Annotated in this window: 8 protein-coding genes; all 8 read right to left on the bottom strand. The window is 37.7% G+C overall.

Going from position 1 to position 14517, the window contains the following annotated elements; all coding sequences use genetic code 11:
* Window positions 1–14: 14 nt before the first annotated feature.
* The gene (locus F0475_RS01235; protein ID WP_155715040.1) at window positions 15–2951 is read right to left on the bottom strand and encodes a SusC/RagA family TonB-linked outer membrane protein; all 2937 of its coding nucleotides are present in this window, start codon (window positions 2949–2951) and stop codon (window positions 15–17) included.
* A 61-nt stretch (window positions 2952–3012) separates the two neighbouring features.
* Window positions 3013–4233, bottom strand: a complete 1221-nt coding sequence (locus F0475_RS01230) for a hypothetical protein (RefSeq protein WP_009434322.1) — start codon at window positions 4231–4233, stop codon at window positions 3013–3015.
* A gap of 7 nt (window positions 4234–4240) precedes the next feature.
* Entirely contained in the window at window positions 4241–4747 is a 507-nt protein-coding gene (locus F0475_RS01225) for a DUF5004 domain-containing protein (RefSeq protein WP_155715039.1), read from the bottom strand.
* 364 nt (window positions 4748–5111) lie between these two features.
* Window positions 5112–6707: a DUF6377 domain-containing protein gene (locus F0475_RS01220; protein ID WP_155715038.1), complete on the bottom strand. Its 1596-nt coding sequence runs from the start codon at window positions 6705–6707 to the stop codon at window positions 5112–5114.
* A gap of 1011 nt (window positions 6708–7718) precedes the next feature.
* On the bottom strand, window positions 7719–8528 hold the full coding sequence (locus F0475_RS01215) for a DUF3108 domain-containing protein (protein ID WP_155715037.1): 810 nt from the start codon (window positions 8526–8528) through the stop codon (window positions 7719–7721).
* Between the two features lie 550 nt (window positions 8529–9078).
* A complete protein-coding gene (locus F0475_RS01210) occupies window positions 9079–10125 on the bottom strand; it encodes a ribonucleotide-diphosphate reductase subunit beta (protein WP_009434359.1) in 1047 nt (348 codons plus the stop codon).
* A gap of 388 nt (window positions 10126–10513) precedes the next feature.
* Window positions 10514–13036 carry a ribonucleoside-diphosphate reductase subunit alpha gene (locus F0475_RS01205; protein WP_155715036.1) on the bottom strand — a complete coding sequence of 841 codons (2523 nt, stop codon included), beginning with the start codon at window positions 13034–13036 and terminating at the stop codon, window positions 10514–10516.
* A 633-nt stretch (window positions 13037–13669) separates the two neighbouring features.
* On the bottom strand, window positions 13670–14512 hold the full coding sequence (gene lgt, locus F0475_RS01200) for a prolipoprotein diacylglyceryl transferase (protein WP_155715035.1): 843 nt from the start codon (window positions 14510–14512) through the stop codon (window positions 13670–13672).
* Window positions 14513–14517: the final 5 nt, after the last annotated feature.

Genomic DNA, 14517 nt, shown 5'->3' with positions numbered 1-14517 from the left:
AATTTACGATGAACTTAGAAGCCAACGTTCAATCCGATAGAGAAAGTACGTGGTCGTGGATAACTATTGAAGAAGTCTATACCTGGTGAGTTAAGTACGTTGTCAGGTACACTAACCTCTGGATCAATACCCTTATAACCTGTTATACAGAAGAGATTCTCGCCTGTTACATAGAAACGTAGACGAGTGAGACCTAGCTTCTTGAGGCTGTTCAATGGTAAAGAATAGCCCAATGTTATAGCTTGAAGACGGAAGAAATCACCCTTCTCTATGAAGTAATCAGAGAAAGTTGGATTATCAGTTATACCACTAGTCATGAAGTCGTCAAGTGTATTCTGTGATGGGAAACGTGTTGGATCATATAATACCATACGACTAACATTCAGTACTTTCTGTCCGAACATACCATAGGCTGCAACGCTAGCATCAAAGTTCTTCCATGTAGCATTTAGACTTAAACCAATATTCCACTTAGGCATTGCTGAACCAAGATAACCTTCCTTCACCTTACCATCAGCATCTTTTTCAAGCATATATTTGCCATCTTCAGAGATACCTTGGCAATGTGGTCCCCAGAAAGCACCAGCTGGATAACCTTCTTTAATTACTTGTGAATAGATGTTAGACATACCACGTACACTATGCAAAGGTCCTGCCTGCAAACCAACAGCTTGATATTGATCATTTGACAACTTGGTTATCTCTTGCTTATTATACGATAGAGACATATTTGCATCAAGTGTCCAATCCTTTGTACGAACAGCTTTGTAACCTAGAGTTAACTCAAATCCTTTGTTCACTAAGTCACCAACATTGGCTAACATAGTGCCAACGAGATATGGAGGTTGTGGTACTGGATAGGTCCAAAGAAGGTCTGATGTCTTCTTATAGTACAATTCTAAAGTACCATTCAACTTATTGAATACAGAGAAGTCAACACCTAGGTTCCATTGAGCAGTAGATTCCCACTTAAGATCAGGGTTAGGGTTTTGAATCTGTGTGTAGGAGTTCTTCCATGTATTAGTTGCTCCATCGTAATAAGCAGAACCTGCTGCCGAAAGAATAGAGAGCGATTTGTATTCACCAATACCATTCTGGTTACCAGTTACACCAAAGCCTGCACGAAGTTTCAAATTGTCTAACCATTCACGAGTTGATGCCATAAAAGGCTCTTCAGAGATACGCCATGCAAACGAAACAGAGGGGAATACACCCCATTTATGGTTCTCACCGAAACGTGAAGAACCATCACGACGTAAGGTTGCTGTAAGCATGTAACGATCAAGAAGACTATAGTTAACACGTCCAAAGAACGATATTAGCTTAGAACCTCCTTTATAAGAACCAGCGTCACCTTGCCTATAATCACTACCAGCACCTAGGTTATTATAACCGAAAGCATCAGAGTCATAACCAGAACGAGTAGCACTGAAACCCTCATAGATATTATCAAGATAAGAGTAACCACCCATCAGATTTAAGTGGTGAATATCAGCAAACTTCTTATCATAAGTTAGGTAAAGTTCAAGCTGCTTATTGGTATAATCATCATAAAGACGTTGACCCCAACCTTTCTCACTCTGCCCTTCCATGCGCGCATAAGTTGGTTTATAAAGACCTGACTTAACGGAATTGAACTCATAAGAAGTATTCATTGTCGCAGAGAGACCATCGATAATCTGTAACTCAGCTTTCATATATCCAAGGAAGCGATGACGCTTTCGGTCCTCTGTACGATGATTATTTAATTCAACTGGATTCTCCGTGTTTGTACCATTCAATTGGGCGTAGGTTCCATCTGAATTATATACAGGGAACGTAGGTTGAAGATTAATCATTCGCTCGAATATTCGACTATCGATTGGATGCCAACTATCGAAGTTTGTATTGATACCTTCATCTAGTCTTAGATGTCCATTAAGCCCTGTTTGATATGCAGACAATGAACCTGCAAGCCTGTTCATAGTGTTAGTTTTGATTACACCTTCATTATTATTATAGGTGAAACTAGCACGATATCCATGATTCTTCTTCGATGATGAGAAGTTAATATTATGACTATGTGAGACAGCTGTACGCATTAATTCATCCTGCCAATCAGTGCTAGCTCCAAAGTCCAAAGCACTCATATTACCAGTAGAACGTACATAGCTTCGCCATTGATTAGCCGATAATACATCTAGTTTGCGAGCTGCTGAAGCAAAGGCAACATAGCCATTATATTGGATAGTATTTACTTCTGTATCTGTTCCCTGACGATTAGTTGTAATGATGATGACACCATTTGCACCACGAGAACCATATATTGCTGCCGCTGATGCATCCTTGAGAATGTCCATACTAACAATCTCTGACGATTGAACAGAGTTGATATCAACACCAGGAATACCATCAACTACAACCAAAGGACCATTGCTTGCAGACAAAGATGTACCGCCACGTAAGCGAATTGATGCTCCTGATTCTACAGCACCAGAACTTTGTACGATAGAAAGACCTGCTACTTTACCTTGTAATAATTGTTCTGTAGAGGTAATAACACCTTGTTTCATGTCCTTAGAACTAACAGATGCTATAGCACCAGTTAGGTCGCTCTTACGCATCTTACCATAACCAACGCCAACAACAGTCACCTCATCAAGTTTCTTAGCATCCTCTTCCAATACAACCTTCAAGTCTTTTGCGGCTTGAATCTTACGTGTTGTATACCCAATATAGGATACTTCGAGCATGTCACCTTGCTTACATTCAATACTAAACTTACCATCAAGGTCAGTTATAGCACCTACTTTACCACCTACAACACTTACAGAAGCACCGATAAGTGGCTCTTTCTCTGAATCGACAACACTACCACTAACTGTGATATTTTGTGCCGATACATTGCTACAGAACAACATCATCATAAAGAGGATGAGCCCCGATAGTTTATTTTGAAATGTTAGTTTCATAGAATTTAATGCTTTTATGGATTGATAAAGATAGGAGAGAATCCCTCTCCCATCACCTTATTTAATCAGCTACAACAAGTGGTATAGTTGATTCAACAACCACTCTATCATGCTGTTCCTTGATAGTTAATTTCAATTCAGATGCTTTAACGCCTTCTAACTCCTTATTAAGATCAAGTGTTACCTCACGCTTGTCACGAACACCAGACATAGTTCCTGTAAGAGTCTTAGAGCCTGCTACGATTGTATACTTTAAATCTCCAGATGTTCGTTCATTGTATTCACGGGTCAAAGTAAGGATATCCTTTGCACTTACTCGTGTAGGGAAATAAGAGAACATAGGGTCTGGATAAGGTGCAGCAGAACCTGCCTTTTGCTTTTGATCACCACTATTTACACCCCACTGATTAGCTCCATTAGCATCTTTAATCACCTTAATTATAATATAATTCATGTTTTCAAGTTGGAAACTAGCCTTCTGATCAGGATCAGCAAGGATTGTTGGCTTATCAGCTTGACCTGCATCTTGAGGGTTATAAGCATAATACTCACTAGGTATTCCAACGTTCCAAGCATAGAGACCATTAGAGAGTTTCTTCAAACCAGCCTTCTTTAATACAGCAGGACGCCATACATCAAGTGTTTGTTGCACAGTCCAATCATTTAAAGCTGAGTGTACACCAAATTGAACGAAATCAGCATCTTTAGCCAACTCTGTCAATGTCTTATCACCTAACTTATACACATCAGGGTTGAAAAGGACTGTCAATGGCTCATCCAAAGTAAACTTCTCTGTCAAACCAGTAGACTTCTTACCACTAAAGAAGGTTATACCTGCACCTGACTTCTTGAAGTTTGCAAACTCTAAACGGCTGTCGGGAGCAGCAAAAACACCTGACCATAGACTTCCATCTTTCGTCTTCAAGCGTTGCCAAAAGCCTGGCCATTCAGCGTCTTCGAACTTTGATACATCACAATGGAAGTATTGTGTTGGTATCATAGTCTTCTTATAAATGTTGTTACCAACGTACTCCAATTTGGCAAAATCCGAAGAGTTACCACCATGACCAGCATCTGGCTCTGTTGGTTGCCATGCCCATAAATAGAGATCAACCCCTTCTTGAAAGCCCACATCTGTCATATCATAATAGAACGTAACTTCCTCATCTGCAGTGAAGACTGCTGGTACTGTCCAACACTTAGGAGCCGTACTTAATTCCGTACCTTGACCAAATAAAACCAAAGGGAACAAGCACATCAATGCTAAAAATATCTTTTTCATAGCCAAATCACTTTACAGCTTGCGTTAAATTATACGTATATGAAACAAAAGACTGTCCGTTTGTCTTACGAGTCAAACGATATTCAAGAGTCTTAGTATTACCCGGTACAGCTGTTACCGTGAGAGATGTTTCTGCTTTACCATCGTTAAGAATCAGATTACTAGCTGTGTTGTCACTCTTTGTGAAGTTATAATCCATCTTCCACGTACCGCTGGTTGGCAGTAGTGCAGGCGCATTACCTTCAACAGAGAAAGTGGTAGCATTACCCGCTTCATCTTGGTTAAGATTAATAACAAACGTGTCAAAGTCGAGTAGATTTGTTAGTGTCTTTGTTCGCGCGTTAGTTTCATCAGTCTGCGTAACTGAGTTCACAACCCACTTACCACCAATCTTCTCGGTCAGTGTGATGGGTGCTGTATAACTGCCATCATCAACTGTTGAGCATCCTAGGAACGTCATCGTTGAAGATAGTAGTAACACTGCACCAAGCAAATTACTTGTGATTTTCCTCATAGTGAACCATGTTTTTAGTTATTTAAAATATATTCTTTTGTTCTTATTCTTTATTCGCAAAGATAGTGATGATTTCACATTTAATAAATAAAACTGCTTATTATATAAACAGAAAATGATTTTATTAATTATCAACAAGCTGATTATCAAGTATTATCAATTATCTTTTTAGTTGGTAAATATAATCAAAATATTAGGCTTATAATGCCTTTATAATAAAGAAGTAACTATTTTTCAACCACAAAATAAGCTTTTTAAAACATTCAAATAGGAACTAATAGCACTTACACTAAACCTCTTTAAGCATAAGACTATGCTCTTTAGAAGTATTGTGAAAGCACCATTACAATAAAAGAAAAGCCTACTATATCTTCATGATATAGCCTTCAAACTTATCATTGTCTATGTGAGAACGATTCTTGACACGTGTTTTATAAGTATTAATGGTATGAACTGAGTAATTAAGGAATGTTGCTATACGTTCAGAGTCAGTAATTCCTAAACGAATAAGAGCGAAGATTCGCATCTCTGTTGTGAGCTGTTTCGGATCAAGACACTTACTATCCGGATCATCAAAAAGCTCATTGTATTTCTCGATGAAATGTGGGAAAAGCTTCAAAAAAGTCTCATCAAAATCAACGAACATCGACTTTCTTTCTGCTATCAATTCACTCTCTTTGAGTGACGAACGCAAGTCTTCAATTCGGCGAGTCATGAGTTTTCTATCAATGGTACGATAGAGTTTCTCTACCTTATTAATATATTCAGAGTTAATATAGAATGATCTCCCAATATACTCATCCTTTATTTTGTTTACTTCTTCCAATTGGTTGTTCTTAGTCTCAAGTTGTTTGTTACGCCGAGCGATAATTACTTGAGCTTTCTTTAGCTCCATCATTTGCTTACGAATGTACCACCACGCCACAAAAAGTCCAATAACAAAAAGAATAAATACCACAGCTGCCACTGCTATTGCATTCCTTTGCCCCTGCATAATATTATATCTATCCCGCTCAATGATGGGCAGAATACTACTTACCTCTATCACTCTCTGTCGTGCCCCATAGAAATTTGCATTCGAAAGTGACTGTCTGACGTATTCAGTTGCATGTTGTATATCACCTTCTTTATAAAGAAGTCTTGCCAAAGTACACAATGCTGTGGTTTCTCTTACAACTCCTTTATTATCATAAATGGCTGCTTGTGCAAGATATTTAATAGCTTTGTTTAAATCCTTTTGGTACAGATAAAGCCATCCAAGACATGAGGTAACAATAGCTTTACTATGCACATCGCCCCCTTTCTGCTCCATATATTGATTAAAGTAATCAAGGGAAGCTGCAAAATTATGCTCCTTCATTTCTTTTATTCCTACCGCATAATACCACTCTGGAGAATCTTTTTGAATATAATGAAGCAACGAATCAGTATAAACACTACCTTGTTTGATGTATTGACTTTGGTAAGGTTCGGTCTTAGTATAGTCTGAGACATCATAATACAAGCGTGATGCCATCTTAAAATAAAGCTTTCTAGATTGCTGATTGGTTCCTTCAAGACGAATTGTAGCCAACTCATTGAACGCTTCAGTATATAATCCAGCCGAAAGAAGACAGAAGACAATATCACAGCGAGCCTCTAATTCATAATCACAATTCCGTTCTTTAAGAGCTTGTGAAAGTAAATGATTCGCATAAACATAAGCTGAATCGTACTGATAAGATGAATATTGATCAAACAACATACGATTGATTTTAAACTTATCAGCCTGTGATGCTGTTCTCAAATTGCGTTTCAAAGCCTTTATCTCATCAAGTTTTCTTTGCTCATAGACGCTCTTTTGAGATAAACTCTCATCCAACTTATTTAATTCTTCAGACCATTTTCCATTAGAGGCTGAACTTATCAGCGGTAAAGAAAACAGCACACATAATAGATATAGTCTTATTGATGTATTCATCTTAGGTATTCTTTATTAGTAAACCAATAAAAGACATGTCTTTTTATAGCCCACAAATATAAAGATTTTATTAGATAGTAACAAAATTATTGACGCCTTTTTCTAATCTAATTCTTAACTCTTCTCCTTCCTTATAATAATAGGTGTAAATGCTAAAAAAACTTCAATTACAAAGATTATAAGCCTTAATAATAATAATAACAACTCATTATCAACCATTTACATACCATTATCACTCTCGTGAGTACAAATGATTTATTTGTTTCAAAACGCCCAATAAATTATCTTATAACAAGGCTTTATACCAATAACAAGGCTTATAATTTACTTTCTTATAATGTATTTTAAATATACTGATTATCAGTTACTTAATAAAATAACCTCCTTTTAAATACCTTATAACCTTTATATTTATAGAAGCACAGCCTTATATAGGCTTTGAGCTTGCGCTTTTTATTGTAATTTTGCCTACAGAAACGATTAGACTAATTTACTCATAAATAAGGTTTTCATGATTTCATAGGTTTAAGTTTATCGTAAGAATAGGTCGAAAGAATTGTAAGTAAAAGTTAGGTTTTGTGTTATTTGAAACACTTCGTTGTGATATTTGGTATATATGTATTTGTTATTTGGGTAATTTTAAATAATGAAATTTTAATTAAACTCACATCACTTTTTAATTAAGCAAAATGGAGTTTGTCGGGAGACAAGCTCCTTTTTGTTTTCCCTCACTTTAGGTTTTATTATCCACATAAGACTCTTCTCCATTCCATATAACGCTTTCTTCCATAACAAGAGAGGCTCTCCTTCATTAGAAGAGAGCACTTCTTGCATTAGAAGAGAGGCTCTCTTACAATCAACATAAGTGTTTCGAACATCAGAGAAAGGATGATACTATATAAAAAGCGAGAATATCTCCTATCAAAGGTAAGATCCTTTTGAGATACTCTCGCTTAAATCAATAATAACAAGATAAGTTCTTTATATATCGTAAGGAAAAGATTCCTTTCTTTATTTCACTTCAGCTGTTACAGGACTATTGATTCCCTTCATGGAGGTAAGGAAAGCCTTGGCTGAACCAAACTTTAAGCGCATATCGAGACGAACAGGGATGTGATTCTTATCGTCTGTAACGTAGAAACTTGCTATGTCACGCCACTTTCCATCATCGTATTCCCAATAAGTAAGTTTCAAACAACGATACTTATGACCATTATCCGCCTTTACATCTTCCTTACCATTATATATAATACGTGCAGGATCACGGCTGTTTCCATCTACGATAGGGAAGTTTACAACCTCACCTTTCTTCCAACTCTCAGGATTAAAACTCCTAGCACGAAGGAAGATACTCATCATATCAAAGCAACAATCATCATAAGTGCGTTCTATCCACTTATGTTTCCCTTCACTATTGATACGATGCTGGCGAAGATGACACTTACCATTAGGATAAGAATAGAATATTTCATCCACCGTATAACGCTTTCCTTCTCTTGCTCCCTTGCGATAGTACAATGGTGCCATCTGCTTTGAATTATAAGCAAGGAGCGTATCACGTAATACAAAGTAATTATCGAGCTTACCATTGCCACGCGTTGTCAACGATGCACGATAAGCCGGTGTACCTTTATAATTAGACGAGACTGTGTACCAGGAAGCCGTTCCTGCCTTTACCCAAATAAACTTCCAATTGTAATAGAGATTGTAAGTTAAATATTCTCCACTGCTGAATGCTGTGTTACGAAACGTGCATTGAGCCGAGACATGCAGGCTAAGAACAGCCAAGAGACAAACTATATAAATCTTAAAGTGTTTCATCTTAACCAGTTTAAAAGTTCAATTCATATTATATATATTCTTTATTTCTTTTATTGAAAGATAAAGAATGATTTAGTATGATGGGCTGTGGATTGGTGCAGAACTTATCTTCTCTTTTCTTGTTAGATTGCTTATCAACTTGAGAAAGATACTTATTAAAAAGTTATTCGTACTTCTTTTGATTGATAATCAACCTTTATTATGAGTTATCCACACTTTCCACAAGTGGTGCAAAGATAATAAGTTTATATCTTTTTACACTGATAACTTGTGTAAAACTTATCTAAAATGCCGTTAATAACTATGTGGATATCCACTAAGAAGGGGATCTCTACTGAGGGTTGTGGATATCCACAGGGTTATAAAAGGGTTATGAAATGTGTTTTCAACATAGTTTTCAACAGTTTTGTGGATAACTTTTCCTACTTATGAGGATTGTGTTTTTAGGAAGATGAGATACGAGTGATTGCTTTTATATACAATCATTCGGGCAAATCAGAATAGCTGACTTGCCCGAACGATAGGTGTAATGAATAAATTAAATAGCTTTTTAAAGGTCGTCGATAAGGGCTGTACTCTTTGCATAAGCCGTACTTCTTGCTTCAAAGAAGTCGGTTTTCACCATATTAGCGTTAGAGTATTGCCCCACCCACTGCATGTTTTCTGGTTCTTTCTGATTGTCTGGATAGAGGAAACCAAAGCCCAATCCTGACCAACGAAGGTTACCGAGATAACGAATATAATCTGATACCATCTGCGAGTTTAGACCCTGCACTTCATTTCCAATAACGTATTGTCCCCATGCTATCTCTTGGCGTACTCCCTCGCGCATCATATCCTCGTAAATCTTTACCTTTTCTTCGGTGAACATATCAGGTTCCTCCTTCTTTAATTCGAGGATTATGCTTCTGAAGAGCCAGAGATGCGTGTTTTCGTCCCTATTGATGTATCGAATCTCTTGAGCAGACCCCGACATCTTACCATTTCTACTGAGATTATAGAAGAACATAAAGCCACTATAGAAGTAGATACCTTCGAGGATGAAGTTAGCAATTAAGGTCTTCATCAAACTGAATTTATCGCGCTTCTCATGGAATTCATTGTAACAATCACCGATGAATTTATTGCGATTCAGCAAGTGTTCGTCCGTCTTCCACTGATAGAGAATGTCGTTTCTTTCCTCTGGAGAGCAGATAGTATCAAGCATATAACTATAACTCTGACTGTGTATGCACTCCTGAAATGCCTGTATATGCAAGCATAGATTCACCTCATTGGCAGTAATATACTCACTAACAGTTGGCAAGTTATTACTTTGCAAAGAATCGAGGAATACCAAGAAACTAAGAATCTTATCGTATGCTGTTCGTTCGGCTTTATCCAATCGAGGATAATCCTTGAAGTCTTGCGAAAGATTAATCTCTTCGGGAATCCAAAAGTTATTCATTGCCTGACGATACCAATCACTAACCCACGAATACTTCATGTTGTTGAAGTCATTCAGATTGGTTGTATTACCGCCGATCATGCGTCTTAAACGCAAATCCACATCCCCTGAAGGGTTAAACAGGGTGTTTCGTTTTAGTTTATCTTCCATTGCTTTGAGAAGTTATGAATACTTCTTTTTTCTTTATCTATCATTAATAAATATATTTGTCTTCACTCCCTTTCATTCCTTTTCACTCTTGCTTACTCCTAAAATATGTAATACTTTTTCATTGATTGATTATACCTTTCAGATGAAACGAACGTACTTTTCATTAAAAACGGAGGTACATTTTACCAAAAACGGAGGTACGTTTTACTAAAAATGGATATACGTTTTATTAAAAACGAATATACGTTTTTTCTCAATCGATTATACTTTTCATAACACGTTAACTGTTAGATAGTTACAACTGATGATGGTTTATGACATAAATACTTGTTTTTATGATGAGAATCATCCGTTAGATACAAATTAAATGTAAATTATTTTCGTAAAGTTAAGATGCACAACTCTCACATTCCTCTACCTCTAATGACTTACTTCGAACGTAATAAATCGTCTTTACTCCGCTCTTCCAAGCTAATAAGTATAGGTCGAGCACCTGTCGCATGGTGAAGTCATTGGTGATATATAGGTTCATACTCTGCGCTTGATCAATATGACGCTGGCGAACACCAGAAGCCTTTATGCTCCACTTCTGGTTGATTAGATATGCACTCTTATACATCCAGTAAGTTTCGTCAGATAGTTCTGGAGCAACGCGAGGGAGCATACTTCCTTTCTTTTCCTCTAAGAAGAATCGCTTCATAATAGGGTCTAATCCAGCCGTAGTTCCTGCAATGATACTGGTGCTACTGGTCGGTGCAACAGCCAATAGATAAGCATTGCGCATACCCTGTAAAGCCACTGTTTTGCGCACTTCTTTCCACTCATCACTATCGTAACCACGCTTGTCAAAGTATAGACCCGTTTGCCAGTCGCTACCCTCAAAGTACTGATAACTGCCCTTCTCTTTGGCTAAATTAGAACTGGCAAGTATCGCCGAACGATTGATAGTTTCGAACACTTTGTCCATAAATTGTAGGTGTTCTTCACTCTCCCACTTTATTCTTCTCTTAGCCAAAGCATGGTGATAACCGCTGATTCCGAGCCCTATTGAGCGATACTTCTGATTAGTTATTTCTGCATAAGGAACGGGATAGAAGTTAAGACTGATCACATTGTCTAAGGCGCGAACTATCGTTGCTACCTTCTCTCTCATCTGTTCTTCATCCTCCAAAGGAAGGCGTCCTAAAGAAAGACTGGCTAGATTACAAACAACGAACTCACCCGGTTTGGTGGTTGTGACAACAATCGTTTCTCCGTCCTTCGTTTCGATAGTCTTCGATACAGTCTCTATAGGTGCCATGTTCTGCGCAATCTCCGTGCAGAGGTTAGAACAGTATATCATGCCCTTGTGGTGATTAGGGTTTGCACGGTTAACTGTATCTCGATTGAATGTGAATGGAGTACCCGTCTCAACTGCAGAACGTAGAACCAATCGGATGATATCTTTGATACTTATAACACGACGCGTGAGTCTTTGGTCGTTGACACAATCGAGATACTTACGTTCCCACTCCTCTCCGTAACAATCTTCAAGACAATATCCTTTGATGCGCATGATCTCATTTGGACAGAAGAGATACCAATTCTGATCCAAGTTCTCATCCGCCATCTTCCAGAAAAGGTCAGGATAACAAACAGCTGGGAAGATGTCATGTGCTTTCATGCGATCGTCTCCGTTATTTGTGCGAAGTTGTAAGAACTCTGGTAAGTCCTTATGCCATACATCCAAGTAAACTGCTACTGCACCTTGGCGCATACCCAACTGATCTACCGCAACTGCCGTATCGTTAACAAGTCTCATCCAACGAATTACACCACCAGCAACGCCTTTGAATCCTCTGATATTACCTCCCGTGGCACGCACCTTACCAAAGTACATACCCATACCACCGCCGAATTTGCTTACTTGTGAGAAGTTATCCAAACTGCGATAAATACCATCAAGGCTGTCAGGAACGGTGTCGATGAAGCAACTTGATAGCTGATGATTAGGCTTGCGAGCGTTCGAAAGCGTTGGAGTTGCCATAGTAACTTCTAATTTACTAAGCATGTCATAGATGCGATGAACCCATATAAGGCGGTTCTCTTTCTGCTCTGGCATGGCAAGATGAAGGGCTATACCGAGATACATCTCCTGTACTCTCTCTATGGCTTTACCCGCATAGTTCTTAATGACATAACGCTTCAGAAGAAGATCCAAACCCGAATAATTCAATAGTTTGTTACGCTCTTCTTTGATAAAGGTAGCCGCTTCATTGATTTCCTCTTCAGTATAGTTCTGTAGGATATATTCACCATATAGACCTTCGGAAGTCATGTATTTCAACTTATTGTAGAAACCATCTATTCCAATTTCATCTTCCTGTTTCTTTATCTTCTGTTCAGCCCTATATGATAAGATGCGAGCCGATATCATCTCCCATGCAGGAGCTTCAGGAGTGGTCAATTCTACGGCAGCTTTGATAAGAGTGTCTATAGCTTCTTTATGCGACATACCCGGTTTGCAAAGGTTAGCAAACTTCTCTTGAAGAGTCACCATACTATATACACGCTCTCGATACTCACGTGCCACGTCTTGCAGAACAGTGGTTAATTCCGTATCATCAGCCATTCGAGCGATGTCGTTGATAGCCTTTCTCTGCTCGTTGCGCTGGTATCTAAAGAGGATGAAGTTCTTTGCTTCTTCATAATGACCATGCATCATGAGATGCTTCTCCACCTGATTTTGAATTTCTTCAACGGTCCTTTGGTCTGGATTATCAATGATAATCTGCTCAACCTCAGCCACCATTGCGGCTATCTCTTCGTCCTTTATGGTCTTACCAGTGCTGATAAAACTCTTCTTAATGGCTATCGCTATCTTGTTGTTATTATATCTTTCCGATTCGCCATTACGCTTTATTATATCCATTGAATCTATTTATAAGTTTTCTATTTTAATCTACTTTTAATCGAATGAACAACGAGTATGTTCTTAATAAACAATTATTTATCAAATAGTTATAATTAATTTGCCATTTTGATATAGGCAAAGTTACCAAAAAAAAACGATAGCGTGTTGTCTATAATGTATAATTTTCAAGTCTTATAGAGTTTTAATAGTTATCTATTTTATGTGTTTCTCGATACTTAAAAAGTTGTTTTTTAAAGCCAATCTATAGCTTGTTTTTATCCTTTATATTGTTGCTTATTAAGGATGTAATTATTTGTTTCCTTTGAATAATGAGCTTCTTTTCTTTCTATTAATGCCTGTGTATAATCGAGATAGAACTTACCTAAATTGGATAATACTTCTTCTTACGCTAATAAATAGACTAAAAGAAGAAAGAAAATAGGCAAGAAGAAATATAATAATAGACTAATTTATAGATTAAGAAAGGTTCTCCTCTACCCTATTCGAATATTTTTAATTGTAAAGAAGATTATTTCTTGTTTCATAGAATAGTGTTTGTTATAATAGAAAAAGGCATAAAAAAGACTGTTCCAAATATCAACTATGGTGTATTTAACCGATAGATTGATATTTAGAACAGCCTTTAGAGTATTATACTTTAGTTGGTTTTGCTTTAAAGGAGTGCCTGATAGCTCCTAAACCTATTATAATGAACGGAATACTAAGTATCTGTCCCATATCAATAGGGAGACCTGCTTCGAATGTTTCTTGTACCTCTTTGGTGTATTCAATGAAGAATCTAAAGGTGAAGATAAGCGTTAGGCAGAGACCAAAGAAGAGTCCTGTACCCACTTTCTCAGGGTGGCGTCTATATATAAAGTATATGATTGCGAAGAAACAAATGTATGCTATCGCCTCATAGAGTTGCCCTGGATGACGTGGATAAGTATCAACTTTATAGAAGATAAACGCCCATGGCACATCAGTAACCTTACCGATTATCTCTGAATTCATAAGGTTTCCAAGACGAATAAACGTTGCCGTGAGCCCAGAAACAATCCCAAAGAAGTCGAGAACAACCCATGTTGGCATCTTCATACGGTGTATGTAAAGGGATAAACCAATGAGCATTCCAATGACACCACCATGTGATGCGAGTCCTTGATAGCCTGAGAAAGTCCATGAACCATTAGCTAAATGCTTGATGGGGACGATCATTTCGATGACATGATCCCATGAAGTAAGGAAGTATTCGGGCTCATAAAAGAGACAATGACCCAATCTTGCACCTGCAAGAATGCTTATGAACATGTAAAGGAAGAGTGGTTCAAACTTCTCATCAGGGTAATTATGGCGTTTATAGAGCCACTTCATCATGAAGAAGCCGAGTGCTAAACCAATCAACCAGCACATTCCATACCATCGAATACCTGCTGAACCAATATGTATGAGATACTCGTCTGGTCTCCAAGCAATATAAAGTAACGTATTCATAGTGA

This window comes from Prevotella vespertina (assembly GCF_009728485.1).
Lineage (GTDB): Bacteria > Bacteroidota > Bacteroidia > Bacteroidales > Bacteroidaceae > Prevotella > Prevotella vespertina.
This window is presented reverse-complemented; position numbering and strand designations above follow the sequence as displayed.

Coding starts and splice junctions, on each gene's coding strand:
- F0475_RS01235 (WP_155715040.1), bottom strand. CDS start 2,951: ATGAAACTAACATTTCAAAATAAACTATCGGGGCTCATCCTCTTTATG.
- F0475_RS01230 (WP_009434322.1), bottom strand. CDS start 4,233: ATGAAAAAGATATTTTTAGCATTGATGTGCTTGTTCCCTTTGGTTTTA.
- F0475_RS01225 (WP_155715039.1), bottom strand. CDS start 4,747: ATGAGGAAAATCACAAGTAATTTGCTTGGTGCAGTGTTACTACTATCT.
- F0475_RS01220 (WP_155715038.1), bottom strand. CDS start 6,707: ATGAATACATCAATAAGACTATATCTATTATGTGTGCTGTTTTCTTTA.
- F0475_RS01215 (WP_155715037.1), bottom strand. CDS start 8,528: ATGAAACACTTTAAGATTTATATAGTTTGTCTCTTGGCTGTTCTTAGC.
- F0475_RS01210 (WP_009434359.1), bottom strand. CDS start 10,125: ATGGAAGATAAACTAAAACGAAACACCCTGTTTAACCCTTCAGGGGAT.
- F0475_RS01205 (WP_155715036.1), bottom strand. CDS start 13,036: ATGGATATAATAAAGCGTAATGGCGAATCGGAAAGATATAATAACAAC.
- lgt (WP_155715035.1), bottom strand. CDS start 14,512: ATGAATACGTTACTTTATATTGCTTGGAGACCAGACGAGTATCTCATA.